Annotated in this window: 15 protein-coding genes and 1 tRNA gene; 9 read left to right on the plus strand and 7 right to left on the minus strand. The window is 59.7% G+C overall.

Features of this window, described 5'->3' with window-relative positions:
* Nucleotides 1-2: 2 nt before the first annotated feature.
* Nucleotides 3-1304, plus strand: coding sequence for a S41 family peptidase (locus tag T9A_RS03780; RefSeq protein ID WP_052042468.1), 1302 nt, complete (start codon nucleotides 3-5; stop codon nucleotides 1302-1304).
* Nucleotides 1304-2068 (plus strand): divergent polysaccharide deacetylase family protein, encoded by a 765-nt coding sequence (locus T9A_RS03785; protein ID WP_035245187.1) that lies wholly within the window; start codon nucleotides 1304-1306, stop codon nucleotides 2066-2068. Before T9A_RS03780 ends, T9A_RS03785 begins: the two co-directional genes overlap by 1 nt.
* Nucleotides 2069-2074: 6 nt before the next feature.
* Here T9A_RS03785 and T9A_RS03790 read toward each other — a convergent pair whose 3' ends face one another.
* The 5 genes from T9A_RS03790 to hisB form a co-directional block, all read right to left on the minus strand.
* A complete protein-coding gene (locus T9A_RS03790; RefSeq protein WP_035245189.1) occupies nucleotides 2075-2965 on the minus strand; it encodes a bile acid:sodium symporter family protein in 891 nt (296 codons plus the stop codon).
* A gap of 225 nt (nucleotides 2966-3190) precedes the next feature.
* Nucleotides 3191-3967, minus strand: a complete 777-nt coding sequence (gene hisF, locus T9A_RS03795; protein ID WP_035245191.1) for an imidazole glycerol phosphate synthase subunit HisF — start codon at nucleotides 3965-3967, stop codon at nucleotides 3191-3193.
* A gap of 12 nt (nucleotides 3968-3979) precedes the next feature.
* Nucleotides 3980-4720: a 1-(5-phosphoribosyl)-5-[(5-phosphoribosylamino)methylideneamino]imidazole-4-carboxamide isomerase gene (gene hisA / locus T9A_RS03800; RefSeq protein ID WP_035245193.1), complete on the minus strand. Its 741-nt coding sequence runs from the start codon at nucleotides 4718-4720 to the stop codon at nucleotides 3980-3982.
* Nucleotides 4721-4815: 95 nt separating this feature from the next.
* Nucleotides 4816-5457, minus strand: a complete 642-nt coding sequence (hisH, locus tag T9A_RS03805) for an imidazole glycerol phosphate synthase subunit HisH (protein ID WP_035245195.1) — start codon at nucleotides 5455-5457, stop codon at nucleotides 4816-4818.
* A 9-nt stretch (nucleotides 5458-5466) separates the two neighbouring features.
* Complete coding sequence (hisB, locus tag T9A_RS03810) at nucleotides 5467-6072, minus strand: imidazoleglycerol-phosphate dehydratase HisB (RefSeq protein ID WP_035245197.1); 606 nt, start codon at nucleotides 6070-6072, stop codon at nucleotides 5467-5469.
* Nucleotides 6073-6152: 80 nt separating this feature from the next.
* Between hisB and T9A_RS03815 the strand changes: the two genes are divergently transcribed.
* Nucleotides 6153-6470, plus strand: coding sequence for an acetyl-CoA sensor PanZ family protein (locus T9A_RS03815; protein ID WP_035245199.1), 318 nt, complete (start codon nucleotides 6153-6155; stop codon nucleotides 6468-6470).
* Nucleotides 6471-6492: 22 nt separating this feature from the next.
* On the opposite strand, the gene T9A_RS03820 is transcribed toward T9A_RS03815, so the two are convergent.
* Nucleotides 6493-8358, minus strand: a complete 1866-nt coding sequence (locus tag T9A_RS03820) for a sensor histidine kinase (protein WP_232221995.1) — start codon at nucleotides 8356-8358, stop codon at nucleotides 6493-6495.
* A gap of 179 nt (nucleotides 8359-8537) precedes the next feature.
* Here T9A_RS03820 and T9A_RS03825 point away from each other — a divergent pair, with 179 nt between their 5' ends.
* The 5 genes from T9A_RS03825 to T9A_RS03845 all read left to right on the plus strand — a co-directional run bounded on the left by T9A_RS03825 (nucleotide 8538) and on the right by T9A_RS03845 (nucleotide 13303).
* Nucleotides 8538-10748, plus strand: a complete 2211-nt coding sequence (locus tag T9A_RS03825) for an AsmA family protein (protein WP_035245203.1) — start codon at nucleotides 8538-8540, stop codon at nucleotides 10746-10748.
* A 105-nt stretch (nucleotides 10749-10853) separates the two neighbouring features.
* Nucleotides 10854-11933, plus strand: a complete 1080-nt coding sequence (mutY, locus tag T9A_RS03830) for an A/G-specific adenine glycosylase (RefSeq protein WP_035245205.1) — start codon at nucleotides 10854-10856, stop codon at nucleotides 11931-11933.
* A 34-nt stretch (nucleotides 11934-11967) separates the two neighbouring features.
* Nucleotides 11968-12252, plus strand: coding sequence for an oxidative damage protection protein (locus tag T9A_RS03835; protein WP_035245207.1), 285 nt, complete (start codon nucleotides 11968-11970; stop codon nucleotides 12250-12252).
* A 53-nt stretch (nucleotides 12253-12305) separates the two neighbouring features.
* A tRNA-Phe gene (locus tag T9A_RS03840) sits at nucleotides 12306-12381 on the plus strand.
* Between the two features lie 127 nt (nucleotides 12382-12508).
* The gene (locus T9A_RS03845; RefSeq protein ID WP_035245209.1) at nucleotides 12509-13303 is read left to right on the plus strand and encodes a M48 family metallopeptidase; all 795 of its coding nucleotides are present in this window, start codon (nucleotides 12509-12511) and stop codon (nucleotides 13301-13303) included.
* Between the two features lie 205 nt (nucleotides 13304-13508).
* On the opposite strand, the gene T9A_RS03850 is transcribed toward T9A_RS03845, so the two are convergent.
* Nucleotides 13509-15038 carry a flavin-containing monooxygenase gene (locus tag T9A_RS03850; protein ID WP_035245211.1) on the minus strand — a complete coding sequence of 510 codons (1530 nt, stop codon included), beginning with the start codon at nucleotides 15036-15038 and terminating at the stop codon, nucleotides 13509-13511.
* Nucleotides 15039-15162: 124 nt separating this feature from the next.
* On the opposite strand from T9A_RS03850, the gene T9A_RS03855 reads away from it, so the two are divergent.
* Nucleotides 15163-16188, plus strand: a complete 1026-nt coding sequence (locus T9A_RS03855; RefSeq protein ID WP_035245213.1) for an AraC family transcriptional regulator — start codon at nucleotides 15163-15165, stop codon at nucleotides 16186-16188.
* Nucleotides 16189-16199: the final 11 nt, after the last annotated feature.

The following is a 16199-nucleotide window of genomic DNA, read 5'->3' on the forward strand; positions in this document are numbered from 1 at the left end:
GAATGCCAACGCCAACCTTGTCCTTTCTGCGCACAGCTGTGGTGACGGCACTGCTGTCCGCCGCTCCCTTCGCCAGCCTTCATGCCGAAGACCCGGCGCTGGATCAACAGGCCCGCCAGCAGGGCGTACCGGTGGATGAACTGCGTGCCTTTGCTGAAGTCATGGAGCGCATCCGCGGCGCCTATATCGATGAGGTTGATGACCGCGAACTGCTTGAATCAGCCATTCGCGGCATGCTCTACGAACTGGACCCGCATTCCAGCTACCTGACCCCGGACCAGTTTGACGACCTGCAGGTCACCACCACCGGTGAATTCGGCGGCCTGGGTATCGAAGTCACCATGGAAGACGGCTTCGTCAAGGTGGTTACCCCGGTGGACGGCTCACCGGCCAGCAAGGCCGGCATCCAGGCCGGCGACCTGATCCTGAAAATCGACGAGACCTTTGTGAAAGGTCTGAGCCTGGGCGAAGCCGTAGAGCTGATGCGCGGTGAGATTGGTTCGGAAATCGAACTGATGGTGCTTAGTGACGGGGATGACAAACCTCACCAGGTTACCCTCGAGCGCGACAAGATCCAGCTGCACAGCGTCAAATCCCGTATGCTGGAGCCCGGGCTGGGCTATTTGCGCATTTCCCAATTCCAGAACAATACCGGCGACGATGCCCGCAAAGCCCTGGACAAGCTGGCCAAGGAAGACACCTTGCGCGGCCTGGTGCTGGACCTGCGCAACAACCCCGGCGGCGTACTGGGTGGCGCCGTGGAAGTGGCCGACCTGTTCATGGACAACGGCCTGATTGTCTATACCCAGGGCCGCGAGAAAAGCAGTCGCAGCGACTTCAATGCCAAACCCGGCGACCGCCTGAATGGCATGCCCATGGTGGTACTGGTCAATGGTGGCAGCGCGTCCGCCTCGGAAATCGTCGCTGGCGCCCTTCAGGATCAGGGCCGCGCCATCGTGGTAGGCAATCGCACCTTCGGCAAGGGCTCGGTACAAACGGTGCTACCGCTGAGCAAGGACAAGGCCCTGAAGCTGACCACTGCCCGTTACTACACGCCCGATGGACGCTCCATTCAGGCCGAAGGCATTGCACCGGATATCGCCGTGGACGTGGTTACCAAACTCGAAGTCCGTGAAGACATGCAGGTACGAGAGGCAGACCTTCCTCGCCACCTGAACAACGAAAACGGAGAAACCCGCGACGACGGCAAGCGCCAGTCTCTTGCCCAGGAAGATTACGCTCTGGCACAGGCCCTGTCCGTGCTGAAAGGCGTAGTACTGGCCCGCAACAACGACAGTCGCTAATGCACCGTTTCGCAATCGGTCTGGCGCTGTTGCTGGCCACCGCCACTGCCACAGCCCAGCCGCGCATTGCCATCATCATTGATGATCTGGGGTATCACCGCCAGAACGGCCAGGCCATTGCCGATCTACCTGCACCGGTGACCTGCGCGGTGATCCCCTATTCCCCTCACGGACGCAAACTGGCCGAGCGCGCCAGTCGGGCCGGCAAGGAAGTGCTGGTACATCTGCCCATGGACGCCGGCCAGCATATTCGCCTGGATCGCGGCGGACTCCGGCAGGGCATCAGCGAAAACGAACTGCTCGATACCGTACGCCAGGCACTCAGCCAGATCCCCCAGGCACGGGGCCTCAACAACCACATGGGCAGTGCACTCACCGAACAGGACGAACCCATGGGCTGGCTGATGGCAGAACTGAAAGCCCATCAACTGTTCTTTGTGGATAGCCGCACCAGTGGCCGCTCAGTGGCACAGCAGGTGGCACGACAACAGGGGCTGGCCAACGCCGGACGTGACATCTTTCTGGATAACGAGCGTGATCTGGTCAAGATCAACGCCCAGTTCAACAAACTGATCCGGCTCGCCCGTCAGCGCGGCCAGGCGATTGCCATCGGCCACCCTTACCCGGAAACCGTTCATTATCTGCAGCAGGTACTACCGCTGATGGACGATGCCGGCATTCAAGTGGTGCCAGTTTCTTCGCTACTGGACACCCCGGCGCTGGACACTGCCACTACGGGAAATAGCACCCACCCCGGGTCCTGAGTCCAGTTATTCAGAGACCGGAGCGGGCTGTCCCCGGCCGATACCGGTGAGCCTGGCATAGCCGATCATCAGGAAGCCGAAGACAAACATCAGCACCCCGTACACCGCTGACGGCACCGACATGGCTTCGGAGTGCAACAGGGTCAGGGTCACCATCAGCCCCAGGGTGCCATTCTTGATGCCCAGCTCGATTGCCACGGTAAAGGCCTGGTCCCGGCTCAGGCCAATCAGGCGCCCCCCCACCAAACCCAGCACCAGGCCGGCAATGTTCAGAATTACCGCCGACAACCCTGCTTTGCGGAACAGATCCAGCGCTTCTTCACCCAGCTCTACCATCAGCAACGCAATCACCGCCACCAACACCAGCAGACCCAGCAAGCCTACCGCCTTCTCGCCCTTTTCCGCCCAGTCCTGACGGAAATGGCGAATCGTCATGCCCACTGCCACCGGCAGCAGAATGATCACAAACAGAGTAATGATGGTGCGCAGCACCGGCAGCTCCAGCACCTTGTCCGCATCCTGAAAGCGCTCCAGCGCCCAACCGGTAAATGCCGGCAGGGTAACAATGGTGATCAGGCTGGCCAGCACTGTCAGTACGATGGACAGGGCCACATCACCACGGCCCAGATAGACGAAAAGATTGGACGTTGTACCACCCGGACAGGCGGCAATCACGATCAGCCCCACCGCCAATGCAGGGGACAACTCCAGCGCCAGGGCCACCCCCAGGGCAATGAGCGGCAATAAAAGAATCTGGGCCAGCAGTCCGAAGAAGGTGCCGCGCGGGGCGATGGCGACTTCGCGGAAGTCCTTGGGAGTCAGGGTCATGCCCATCCCCACCATGATCAAAAACAGCGACACCGGCAGGCCGATATCGATTAACGCATTGGAACCCATTGCCACTCTCCCGAGGTTTTATTCTTGGTAACGTCTCGAGAGTAAAACAGGATTTCACTGACAGCCAGTACAAAGCGGCTGTCTTGCCACATCTGCGACCCCGGTCTGATATACCTGTTGGCGCTTTGCTCGCAAAGCGAAGGGTAAAGGCAACCGAAAGATTCGTGTTGCGAACAAAGCGCCAGCGGGTCGACTCAGTAGCGCGCCGCTGAAATATAACGGCCGCTAGCCCAGTCGCATCTCCACCCCGGCCGCCTGCATGAACTGCTTGGCCTCCTGCACGGAGTATTCGCCGAAGTGGAAAATGGAAGCGGCGAGCACCGCATCGGCACCACCCTGAACCACGCCGTCCACCAGGTGCTGCAGGTTACCAACACCGCCAGAAGCGATCACCGGCACCGGCACTGCGTCGGCAATGGCCCGGGTCAGGGCAATATCAAAGCCGTTCTTGGTACCATCCCGGTCCATGCTGGTGAGCAGGATTTCACCGGCACCGTAGTCGGTCATCTGCTTTGCCCAGGCTACCGCATCCAGCCCGGTGGGCTTGCGGCCACCATGGGTGAAGATTTCCCAGCGATTGGACTCGCTCTCGGCACTGACTTTCTTGGCATCAATGGCAACCACGATGCACTGGGACCCGAAACGCTCCGCCGCTTCGCGCACAAATTCCGGATTGTGCACCGCCGCCGAATTGATACCGACCTTGTCAGCACCGGCATTGAGCAGATTACGGATATCTTCCAGAGTCCGTACGCCGCCGCCCACGGTGAGCGGAATAAACACCTGGCTGGCGATCCGCTCCACGATGTGCAGGGTGGTGTCACGCTCCTGATGGCTGGCGGTGATATCCAGAAAGGTAATCTCGTCAGCACCGGCATCGTTGTAGCGCTTGGCAATCTCCACCGGGTCACCGGCATCGCGAATGTCCACGAATTGCACGCCCTTGACCACCCGACCGGCGTCCACATCAAGACACGGAATAATGCGTTTGGCTAAGCCCATAATGCGTCCCCGTCAGGCGCCGATCAGTTCGTCGGACAGTGCCTGGCCTTCGCCGAAGTCCAGGGTGTTCTCGTAGATGGCACGACCGGTAATGGCACCACTGATGCCCTGATCCGCCACTGCACACAGGTTACGCACGTCATCCAGATTGGTGATACCGCCGGAGGCAATCACCGGAATGGACATAGACTGGGCAAGGCGCACGGTAGCGTCCACATTGACGCCCTGCAGCATGCCGTCACGGCTGATATCGGTATAGACGATGGCGGACACGCCGTCGTTTTCGAACTGTTTGGCCAGATCGATCACATCCACATCAGTGACATTGGCCCAGCCATCGGTGGCGACCTTGCCATCCTTCGCATCCAGGCCAACGATGATGTGGCCGGGGAACTGCTGACACATTTCCTTGACGAACTGCGGCTCGTTGACCGCCTTGGTGCCGATAATTACCCATTGCACCCCGGCATCCAGATAGGCCTGGATAATTTCCGGGCTGCGGATACCACCGCCAATCTGGATTGGCAGATCCGGATGCGCCTTGGCTATCGCCTTGACGATGTCACCATTCACCGGCTCCCCGGCAAAGGCACCGTTCAAGTCCACCAGGTGCAGACGGCGGGCGCCGCGCTCCACCCAGTGGCTGGCTACCGCCACCGGGTCATCGGAAAACACCGTATCGTCTTCCATACGCCCCTGCTTCAGGCGTACACATTTACCGTCTTTCAGGTCGATGGCGGGAATCAAAAGCATGTCAAAATCTCAAAAGCTGGGTTTACGCTTGCGCGGGGAATAACGACGTTAGTAGTGACATTACTGTCGGCGACCCACTGCAACGGTCAGCGACTTCACGGCTGCCAGCGCAGGAAATTTTCCAGCAGGGTCAGGCCGGCATCTGCGCTCTTCTCCGGGTGAAACTGCACCGCAAAGACATTTTTTCGGGTAGCCGCAGCGGCAAAGGACAGGCCGTAGTCGCAACGACCCGCCACTTCCTCATCCACCAACCCGGTGACGCAGTAGCTGTGCACGAAGTAGAACCGGGTGTTATCGGCAATGCCTGCCCACATGGGGTGCGCCATACCCTGTCGCACCTGGTTCCAGCCCATGTGCGGCACTTTCAGGCGGCCACCGGTATCATTCTGCAACTCGCCGAAAAAGGTCACCTGACCGCCGAACACGCCCAGGCAATCGACGCCGTTGTTCTCCTCACTGCGCGCCATTAGGGCCTGCATGCCAACACAGATCCCCAGCACCGGCTTGCCGGCGGCAATCACATCTAGAATGGCCCGGTCCAGGCCGGTCTCGCGCAGCACCGCGATACAATCCCGGATGGCACCCACACCGGGGAACACCACCCGATTTGCCGCCCGCACCTGATCCGGGTCACCGGTAATGACGATCTGCTGGCCACTGGCCACCTTTTCCAAGGCCTTGCCGGCGGAGTGCAGATTGCCCATGCCGTAATCAATGACGGCTACTACTTCGCTCATACGCTACGGTTACTCGCTTTCGCTCAGGGTGCCCTTGGTGGACGGGGTAATGCCGCTCATGCGCGGGTCCGGCTCCACCGCCATGCGCAGGGCACGGCCGAAGGCCTTGAACACGGTCTCTGCCTGGTGGTGGGCGTTCTTGCCACGCAGGTTATCGATGTGCAGGGTGATCATGGCGTGGTTCACCAGGCCCTGGAAGAATTCGTAGAACAGGTCCACGTCGAAGCCGCCGATGCTGCCCCGGGTAAAGTCCACGAACATTTCCAGGCCGGGACGGCCAGACAGGTCCAGCACCACGCGGGACAGGGCCTCATCCAGTGGCACATAGGCATGACCGTAACGGCGCACCCCTTTCTTGTCGCCAATCGCCTTGGTAAAGGCCTGGCCCAGGGTAATGCCGATGTCTTCCACCGTGTGGTGGGCATCGATGTGCAAATCCCCCTTGGCCTTGATCTCGATATCCACCAGACCATGGCGGGCCACCTGATCCAGCATGTGCTCCAGGAACGGCAGGCCGGTATCCAGTTTGCACTGGCCGGTGCCATCCAGATTGATGGAGACCTGGATCTGGGTTTCCAGGGTGTTGCGCTCAACAGTGGCGCTGCGCTTGCTCATCTATATCTCCAGGGGTTACCCAGGGCAGTGGGCCGGTTATTATACGCACCCTGACAGAGCCTAACCAGCGGAGCAATTTCATGCCGATCAGTGCTGAATCCCACCCTTTATCGTCGGAACAGGCCGCCACCTTCGATCAGGTGCTGCGCGATGACCCGCAATACCGGGAAAAACTGGACGCGGCAGTGGCCGCCGGCGACAAACGCCTGTTTGCCGCCCATTTCAACGGCAAGCGGGTGGCGGTGGCGTTGATAGAAGAAAACCGGCCCGAGCTGGACTGGGTGGTGGTGCACCCGGCCACCCGGGGCCGCGGGGTGGGCAAGGACTTTTTGCGGCTGATCGGCCAGCAACTGGGGGCAATTCTGGCTATGCCCCGGGAATGCGACCCAACACGCTGATCAGTGACCCGGGCGGCAACGGTTACGCCCGCGGGGCCTGCATGTCCGAGAGAGGCAGGCGAATATGCAGGGTAAAGCCCTGCCCCGGCCCCGGGCTTTGCGCCCACAACTGGCCATCCACCTGCTCGATCATTACCCGGGCCATGGCCAATGACAGACCGAAACCTTCCTCGTGGTGGCGCGAGCCCATCACGAAGAAGGGCTCAAGAATATGCTCAAGCTGCTCCGCCGTGGCGCCCTTGCCCTCATCCCGGATGCGAATCTCCGCGTACCCGCCTGGCACATCCACTTCACTGGAAATGTCCACGCTGCCGCCTTCAGCACTGAAACGCAGGGCATTATCCAGTCCAATGGACAACACTTCCTGCAGCTCGCCTTCACTGGCGTTGACCCGCAGGTTCGGTGATACACGATTGCGTACGGCAATGCCGCTCTGTTCAATCCGCCCGGCTTGCTCACGCAAAATCCCATCCAGCACCCACATGGGCTGGCAGTTACCCACCGGCGGCGGCTGATTGCGGTCTGACAAATCGAAATAACGCAGCGAGGTGCTGACGATCCCGGTCAGCCGTCGCTGGCCCTTGCGTACCATGGCCCAGACATCCACATCCTGGTCACCCTGTGCATCCTGTCCCAGGGAGTCGGCGGCACCGATCCAGTTGATCGGTGTATTCAGCTCGTGGCTGATGTATTGCAGGAACATGGACTTGTCCCGGTTCATCTGCTCGATATCCGCCAGATGCCGCTCCAGATTCTGCTGCGCTTCAAGGGCCAACTGTTTGCGCTCGGTCTCCAGAAAGCGAATTCGGTCCCCAAGCGCCAGCGACAGCATGACTACCACCCACAGAGCGCCAAAATGCGGCAGATAAGGTACGAACACGCTATAGGGCATAAGCCCCAGGTTGCCCATGGCGAACAGGAAGATAGTCAGCAGAAACACCGACCAGGCCAGTACGTAGAGCCGCGCGACCCGAAACCCCTGCCGCCAGACCATCCAGCCCAGCCAGCTGAACAGCACGATGGTCATCAACGCAATCACCGTGGAAAGGTGATAGGTCCAGGGGGGCTCCATGAGCCACTGCAGCACAAAGGCGCCGCCAACCATCATCAGGTAATGTTTTATCAGCCGATCATAGCGGGGAAAACGTTGCGCCAATTGCAGAAACTGGCGGGAATACAGGGCAAGGGCCAATGTAATCACATAGGTACTAAGCCAGAAGTATTCATTGATCTTGGGCGTTTCCGGCCACAGGTATTGCAAGCCAAAGCCGCTGACATTGATGTTGAAAAAAATTATCCCGCCCAGAAACATCACGAAGTGCAGATGCACATTGTCGCGCAGAGACAGGTAGAGCAGCAGGTTGTAGACCAGCATAATCACCAGGGAGCCGTAAAACAGGCCCTGCATCAATTGCTCAAGGTATGTGAACTCCACCAGCCCCTTGGCACTATAGAGCGCCGGCATCATGTTCAGGGCACCCTTGCCGCGCACCTTGAGGTAATACTCCTTCACCCCGGGATCGTCGGTTTCCAGGCCAAATACAAAGGCCCGATGCTTCATGGGCCGCTGGTCAAAGTTCCGAGTATCCCCCACTTCCAAAGCACGATAATTGCCCTCCCCGTCAGGCGCATAAAGAGTCAATTCATCAAGGATCGGATGACGCTCCACCAGAAACCAGCTTCCGTCCACACCGGTGGAATCCACGGCAATACGTAACCAGAAAGTGCTGCGGGTGAAGCCGAAGTTCAGGGTACTGCTTTCGCTGTTGCGAAAGCGGCTGGCAAACTGGTCACGGACCTGATCCAGAGTCCAGTCTCCCTCCGGATCTTCCAGTATCTGCATGTACTCGCCCAGCAGCACTTTCTCCTTGGCATCAGCCAGTGCCACCGTCCTTCCCTGGGCAGCCGTGGCCAGGCCGCACCACACAAGCAGAAGCGTCAACACTGAAAATTGGAACTTTTGCAAAGGTCCTTCCCCTAAACTCACACGATCAATGCTAAGTTATCAGTCAGTCATTTCTGACTGGTATAATCCGGGTCCATCGTCCAACACGCAAGGAGAGCTCCATGGGACGCTTGATAAAAATTTTGCTGATCACAATTTTTGCCATCATTCTGCTATTGGCTATCGCGGTTTTTGTGATCACACAGGTGATTGATCCCAACGAGTTCAAACCGGAAATTGAAAAACAGGCCAGGGAGCAGGCCAATCTGACTCTGGATATCCAGGGCGACCTGGCATGGCAATTCTGGCCATCGCTGGGCGTCAGCCTGGGCCGCACCGAGGCCCGCATCGCGGATGAGGAGGAGCTGTTTGCCGCTCTCAACGCGGCCAGCGTCAGTGTTGCAGTACTTCCCCTGCTGTACGGTCAGGTGGAGATGGACGGCATCACGCTGGCAGGCCTGGATGTAAACCTGATCGAGGAGCCGGATGGCGCCAACTGGGAGCAGATCGGCCCGCAAACTGCGGCGGAAGAAACGCCGGAGGAGGCAACCACCGCCGCTGACGAAGAAGGCAGCAGCAGCCTGGATATTCCCCTTACCATTCCCAGCGTGGCCGTCACCGACGGCAAGGTGCGCTATCGCAACACCAGCGACGGCACCGACATCGTGGTAGAGCATTTCAACCTGAACGCCCAGGACGTCAATCTGGATGAGGCTTTCCCACTGCAGATGTCACTGCGTTATCAGGACCAGAGCGACATGCGGGTGGACCTGAATCTGGACACCACTCTCACCACCGATCTGGATGCCAACCACTTCATCCTTGACCCGATGACCCTGGACGCCAACATCGCCGGCGCCACCACCATGCCAGTGGATGTGCACCTGGAACAGAAGCTCGACGTGAACCTCAACGAGGACACCGTCTCTATCAAGGATCTGCTGCTCACCGCCGCTGGCACCGAAACCCGCGGCAACATCGACATCGCCGCCCTCACTGGCGACATGCAGCTCAGCGGTAATCTGTCCACCGCCCCCTTTGACGCCAACAAGGTACTGGAAGCCATCGGCGAAGCCCCCATCGAGACCACCGACAGCAAGGCGCTCAGCAACATCGCCATGGAGACCACTCTGGCCGGCGAGCCCGGCAGCGTCATGGCCAACCCGCTGAAGATCACGCTGGACAGCAGCACTCTCAGCGGCAGCGCCGGCCTGGCCAGCCTGGAAAGCGGCAAGATCATTTTTGACCTGGCGCTGGACCAGATCACCCTGGACGGCTACATGCCGCCATCCTTGGATGAGCCGGCCACCGCTGCTGCCGGCGGCGGCAAGGACGGCGGCACCGCCAACCTGTCCACCGCGGAACTGATTCCGGTAGAAGCTCTCCGCCCCCTTGTCATGGATGGCAAACTGCGCATCGGCAGCCTGAAGTACGACACCATCGACGCGAGCAATCTGAAATTTGCAGTCACTGCCAACAACGGCATCCTGCAGCTCACTGAAGCCCGCGGCGACACTCTCGGTGGCAGCTTCAGCGCCAAAGGGAAGCTGGATGCGTCCGGCAACACTCCACGCATCACCGCCAGCAACACCGTGACCAGCATGCAGATCCAGCCACTTGTACAACTGGCGCTGGAAGACGACCTGGCCAAGGGCATTTTCGCCATGAGCGGCAGCTACAGCGCCAGCGGAAATAGTGAAAAAGCACTGATGGATTCCGCAAAAGGCACTATCGACATGTCACTGGCCGATGCCACCGTGCGCGGCCTCAACCTTTACCAGACCCTGGTCGGCGGCGTAAACGATATGCTTGGCCAGTTCCAGGGCCTGGCCACAGCACTGATCCCCAATCAGGAATCCGGCAAGCTGCCCAGCGCCCTGTCCGAAGACACCAAGATCGTGGACCTGACCACCAAGGCGCGTCTGGACAAGAACGTGGCCTACCTGGACAGCCTGAATGCGGTACTCAGCAAAGGTGAGATCACCGGTAACGGCTGGATGAATATCCTCAATCAGGATTTCGACCTGAAAATCGGCATGCAGTCCCCGGAACTGGGTACCTCCAAGTACCTGGAAGGCACCACCTGGCCGCTGCGCTGTGAAGGCAATCTGGGCGGCAGCCCCGCCAAATGGTGTGGCCCGGACAAATCCGGCTTCAAGGACATTGGCAAGCAAGTGGCCGCCAAAGCCGCTCAGCAAAAGATCAAGGACAAGCTGGGCATCGACGGCGAAGGCGACACCGCCGAGGAAGTGATCAAGGATGCCGCCAAGAAAAAGGCCAAGGAAGAAGTGGACAAACAGCTCAAGGATGGCCTGAAAAAGTTGTTTAACTAACGCCACACGCGGCACGCCTCACGCTACACGCCACGCCGGCTTCGTCACCGGCGCAAGGCGTGAAGCGTGTTGCATGCCTGCGTCTTCACAGGTACAACTCGCCACATGCGCAGTCCTTCACCGATCCCCCCCTCCACCGTCAGCGATGCCGTGCTCGCCTGGTACGACCAATACGGTCGCCAGAGTCTGCCCTGGCAGCACCCCCGCACACCCTATCAGGTGTGGGTTTCGGAAATCATGCTACAGCAGACCCAGGTCACCACGGTCATCCCCTACTTCCAGCGGTTCATGGAACGTTTTCCGGATGTACACAGCCTGGCCAGCGCCGCCCAAGATGAAGTTCTGCACCTGTGGACCGGCCTGGGCTACTACGCCCGCGCCCGTAACCTGCACAAGTGCGCGCAAACGCTGGTGGCGGAACATGCGGGCGACTTCCCGCATACCGTGGAGGAAGTCGCTGCCCTGTCCGGCATCGGTCGCTCCACCGCCGGCGCTATTCTTGCCCAGAGCCGAGGGATCCGTGCCGCCATTCTCGACGGCAACGTGAAACGGGTACTGGCGCGTCTGCATGCAGTGGAAGGCTGGCCCGGCAAGAAACCGGTGGAAAACCGCCTGTGGGAACTGGCAGAACATTACACCCCTCACCAGCGATTGGCAGACTACACCCAGGCCATGATGGATCTCGGCGCCACCGTCTGCACCAGGGGCACGCCCAATTGCAGCGCCTGCCCGATACAGCCCCACTGCCAGGCCCACGCCAATGGCAATCCGCAGGACTATCCCGGACGCAAACCGAAAAAAACAGTGCCGGTGCGCACCACCGTGATGCTGATCCTGCGAGATACACAAGGCCGGGTGTGGCTGGAACCCCGGCCATCATCTGGCATCTGGGGTGGCCTGTGGTGCTTCCCGCAGACAGATGATGTCGATCTTTTCGACGAAGCTCTGGCCCAGCGAGCGCTCAGCACCAGTGACACACCACAGCCCCTGCCAGGCTTTCGTCATACCTTCAGCCATTTCCATCTGGATATCACGCCGCTGGAGGTCCGGGTACACACCGTCGGCACCCGAGACAGCAACGGCCGCTGGGTGGACCCGGCAGCCCCGGGCGAATTGGGGCTGGCCGCCCCGGTCAAAAAACTGTTGAGCCGGCTCGACCATCCACAGCAGACGAGCATGTTATAGTCCCGCCATACCCATTCCGCACCATGGAGACGTTATGAGTCGCACGGTTTTCTGCCGCAAATACCAGAGCGAACTGGAAGGCCTGGACCGCCCCCCCTTCCCCGGCCCCAAGGGGCAGGACATCTTCGATAATGTATCGCGCAAGGCCTGGCAGGAGTGGCTCCACGAGCAGACCATGCTGATCAACGAAAAACACCTGAACGTGATGGACCCACAGGCAAAAGGGTTTCTGGACGAACAGCGCGATCGTTTTTTGAACAACGAAAACTACGAAAAAGCCGAGGGTTACGTTCCCCCTGCTCACGATGCGAACAAATAGCCGCTGATCACTTGACGCCTCCGGCTCGAGCCGCTTTAATACGCGCCCTGATTGCCCGGATAGCTCAGTCGGTAGAGCAGGGGATTGAAAATCCCCGTGTCGGTGGTTCGATTCCGCCTCCGGGCACCATCTTGAGAAGCCCCGCTCAAACGAGCGGGGCTTTTTTTATGCTGCAGAATCGCCTGCCCCGCCCAAGGGCTACCACTCCTATCGGCTTCCCCCTTATCCTGACACTGCACTCACCGCAGGACAGCCCATGAAGACACGCCTCCTTCTGCTTGCCACCCTGATACTGATCAGCGGCTGCGACAAGACTCCAACCGGTCGCGACCAATTAGCGCTGGTACCCGGGTCGATGATGGCCCAGTTTGGCAGCCAGGCCTTCCTGCAGATGCAGCAACAGATTCCGGCCAGCGAGAATACGACCCGTAATGCCCGTGTGCAGTGCATCGCCAGGGAAATCCTGCTGGAAGTGGGCAATCGCTTTCCCGGCACCCCCATGCCGGACACCTGGGAAATCGTGCTGTTTGATGACCCCACGCCCAACGCCTTCGCCCTGCCTGGCGGCAAGATTGGCGTGAACCAGGGTTTGCTGGACGTGGCCGACAACGACGCCCAACTGGCCGCAGTCATCGGCCACGAGGTGGCCCATGTGCTGGCTCGCCACGGTAATGAGCGCCTGACCCAGGAACTGGGTATCAAGGCGGTATTGTTACTGGTGGGGTTATTCAGCGAGGGGGACGGTGATAGTGAACGAATCATCCAGGCACTGGGACTTGGCGCCCATCTGGGCATTGCCCTGCCCTTCAGCCGTGCCCATGAGGAAGAAGCCGATGTAATGGGACTGGAGTTGATGGCCAGTGCCGGTTTCGATCCGCGAGAGAGCACCCAGCTGTGGCGCAATATGGCCGCCGCGGGGGACGGGCAACCGCTGGAGTTCCTTTCTACCCACCCAAACCATGAATCGCGGATCGAGGCACTGGAACAGCGGATGGACGCAGCGCTGCCACTGTATCAGCGCACCACTCCGGTGGATTGCGGGAGCCCGTGAGTCTTGCCGTAGGAACGCTCCGTGACATCTACAAAGCCCCTGTAGGAGTTCCTCTTGAGGGACGAATCCGAGCCTGAGCGAGGAAGCATGCTCCTGATCGCCCTACGGCGATGTCCACGCTGATGCGTGGTTCGTCCCTCAAGAGGAACTCCCGGCATAAACGTGTGACTAGCGCCGCCAGCGACACGCCTACGGATAGGCCAGCCTACCTGCCCAATGACGCCTTCGCCGTAGCCGGCACCACCGCCGGCTGCCAATCGTAATCCTTCATGTTCACGCGCCAGGTACGGGCCATGAACTGGAAGGTGGCGTGGGGCCACAGGGCGGTATTGCGGCCATCCGCCTGCTGATACCAGCTCATGCAACCACCGTTCTGCCACACCGTGCCTTTCAACTCTTCCTGCAGCTTGTCGTTGTAGCGATTCTGCACATCTTGTTTCACGTCCAGCCAGGCATCGCCGCGCTGATCCAGCTTGCTGATGGCATCAATGACATAACGCACCTGGCTCTCGATCATGAAGATGATCGAGTTATGGCCCAGCCCGGTATTCGGCCCCACCAGCTGGAACATATTCGGGTAACCGCTGACGGTGGTCCCCAGGTAGGCCTCCGCGGCGTCTTTCCAGTCATCCTGCAGACGGTGACCCGGCAAGCCGGTGATCTCGAAATCCTTCATGTAAATGCGCGGATCGACGATAAAGCCGGTGCCCAGCACCAGACAATCCGCCTGCTGCTCAGTACCATCACTGAAGACAATGCTGTTCTCGCGGATTTCCTTCACCCCTTCGGTGACCAGCGACACATTGTCCCGGTTGAAGGTGGGGTAATAGTTGTTGGAAATCAGGATGCGCTTGCAGCCCAGGGTGTAGCTGGGTATCAGCTTGCGAGCGGTCTCCTTGTCCTTTACCTGATAACGGATAAACGCCTTCAGGGCCGGCTCTGCCAGCTTGGCCAGGCGCGGTTTGAAGATCGGCACCACACGGGCTTCGTTACTCAGATACAGACGCAGGCGGTGCAGCTTGCGCAGGGCCGGGAAGCGGCGAAACATCCACTTACTCAGACCGGAATAGGCGCGTTCGTCACGGGGAATAATCCATGGCGGGGTACGTTGCACCACGGTGAGATGTTCCGCCTCTTTGGCTACGTGCGGCACATACTGAATGGCGCTGGCGCCGGTGCCAATGGACACCACCTTCTTGCCCGCCATGTCGTAACCGTGATCCCACTGGGCCGAGTGAATGATCTTGCCCTGGAACTTGTCTATTCCCTTGAAGTTGGGGAAGGAAGGGACATGCAGGGGGCCGCTGGCCAGCACCCAGTGCTGACATATCACCTGGGAGCCATCTGCCAGGTCCAGGGTCCACAGGGCAGCCTTGTCATCAAAATGCGCGCCGGTCACTTCCGCATTGAAACGGGTGAACTGGCGGATGCCGTGCTTTTCAGTGACCCCATTGATGTAGCTGTGGATCTCCTGCTGGCCGCTGTAGCGGTGACTCCAGTCCGGATTGCCCTCAAAGGAAAACGAGTACATGTGCGACTGCACATCACAGGCTGCACCCGGGTAGCTATTGTGATTCCAGGTACCGCCCACATCGTCGCCCTTCTCCAGCAGCAGAAAATCATCGATGCCAGCTTCTCGCAGCTTGATGGCCATACACAGACCGCCGAAGCCACCACCGACGATGGCCACCTTTACGCGACGGGTTTGTACATTGATCCGGGCCTGACTTGTCATCGTTATCCTCCATGGACAGCACCGCTGTCATTCGTCATTGGCGATTACTCTAGCCATGGTTGGCGTCGGTGAATACGTGTTAACCTGAGCTGAAAATTGATAATTCCGGCCAAGGCTTTATCCCATGTCCGCTCGCTCGATCCTGGCACTGATCTACACCGTGGAACTTCTGGAAACAGAGAAAGGACTGGATTGCGCGCCGGTGCTGGCCCGCCATGGCCTGGACAAGGCCAGCCTGGACCCCAACAGCGAAATCGGCCGGGACCGGGAGCTGCTGATCTTTTCCGAGCTGCTGCCCCGGGTGGATGACCCGATGCTGGGTTTCGAAATGGGCAGTCGCTTCGGTTTTGCCGGCTATGGCCAGCTCACCATGCTGCTGATGACCAGCGAAACCGCCTTTCAGGGCTTCCAGTTCGGCGTGAAATACCAGGCGCTTACCTATCTCTACGGCGAAATCGCCCTGACCCCGGGGGAGCACAGCACTGCCCTGGATCTGTACCCCATCTCACTGCCGCCGGAGCTGCGCCGCACCCTGATCGACCGGGACATGGTGGGCACCTTCAAGCTGGTCAACGATATCCAGACCCAGCTCAATCTGGACCTGAAACCGGCCGAGGTCTGGATGCCCTATGCCCGCCCACCGGAGGAACAGGTACGGAGATTCGAGGACTATTTTGGCTGCCCGATACGCTATGACCAGCCCCACTGCCGAGCGCTGATTCGCAATCAGGACCTGGCCGTACGCCTGCCGGGCTACAACAAAATGGCCCAAGACATGTACCGCGACCAGTGCGACGCCATGCTGGCCCGTCGGGAGATTCCCACCGACAACCTGGCCACCCGGGTGGCCAGCTACCTGCAGCTGTTCGTACGCAGCTACCCCACTGCCGAGCAGGTGGCCCGGGCCTTCGGTATCCCGGAACGCAGCTTCCGGCGACAGTTAAGCAGCGAGCAAAAGCCCTTTCAGAGCATCATGGATCAGGTGCGCGAAGAGAAAGCGAAACGGTACCTGGCCGATTCAGAGAAAAGCGTGGCGCAGATCGGCGAGCTGTTGGGTTATAGCGAGTCGGCGGCCTTTGTAAGAGCGTTTGAACGATGGACGGGGATGACGCCGGCCCGCCATCGCAAAGAGGACAGGGATGGGCAGTAGGAGCGCCGCTT

The organism is Alcanivorax jadensis T9, from assembly GCF_000756655.1.
GTDB lineage: Bacteria > Pseudomonadota > Gammaproteobacteria > Pseudomonadales > Alcanivoracaceae > Alcanivorax > Alcanivorax jadensis.

Bases quoted from the DNA above. Each gene is read 5' to 3' on its own strand.
- T9A_RS03780 (WP_052042468.1), top strand. From the start codon at position 3: ATGCCAACGCCAACCTTGTCCTTTCTGCGCACAGCTGTGGTGACGGCA.
- T9A_RS03785 (WP_035245187.1), top strand. From the start codon at position 1,304: ATGCACCGTTTCGCAATCGGTCTGGCGCTGTTGCTGGCCACCGCCACT.
- T9A_RS03790 (WP_035245189.1), bottom strand. From the start codon at position 2,965: ATGGGTTCCAATGCGTTAATCGATATCGGCCTGCCGGTGTCGCTGTTT.
- hisF (WP_035245191.1), bottom strand. From the start codon at position 3,967: ATGGGCTTAGCCAAACGCATTATTCCGTGTCTTGATGTGGACGCCGGT.
- hisA (WP_035245193.1), bottom strand. From the start codon at position 4,720: ATGCTTTTGATTCCCGCCATCGACCTGAAAGACGGTAAATGTGTACGC.
- hisH (WP_035245195.1), bottom strand. From the start codon at position 5,457: ATGAGCGAAGTAGTAGCCGTCATTGATTACGGCATGGGCAATCTGCAC.
- hisB (WP_035245197.1), bottom strand. From the start codon at position 6,072: ATGAGCAAGCGCAGCGCCACTGTTGAGCGCAACACCCTGGAAACCCAG.
- T9A_RS03815 (WP_035245199.1), top strand. From the start codon at position 6,153: ATGCCGATCAGTGCTGAATCCCACCCTTTATCGTCGGAACAGGCCGCC.
- T9A_RS03825 (WP_035245203.1), top strand. From the start codon at position 8,538: ATGGGACGCTTGATAAAAATTTTGCTGATCACAATTTTTGCCATCATT.
- mutY (WP_035245205.1), top strand. From the start codon at position 10,854: ATGCGCAGTCCTTCACCGATCCCCCCCTCCACCGTCAGCGATGCCGTG.
- T9A_RS03835 (WP_035245207.1), top strand. From the start codon at position 11,968: ATGAGTCGCACGGTTTTCTGCCGCAAATACCAGAGCGAACTGGAAGGC.
- T9A_RS03845 (WP_035245209.1), top strand. From the start codon at position 12,509: ATGAAGACACGCCTCCTTCTGCTTGCCACCCTGATACTGATCAGCGGC.
- T9A_RS03850 (WP_035245211.1), bottom strand. From the start codon at position 15,038: ATGACAAGTCAGGCCCGGATCAATGTACAAACCCGTCGCGTAAAGGTG.
- T9A_RS03855 (WP_035245213.1), top strand. From the start codon at position 15,163: ATGTCCGCTCGCTCGATCCTGGCACTGATCTACACCGTGGAACTTCTG.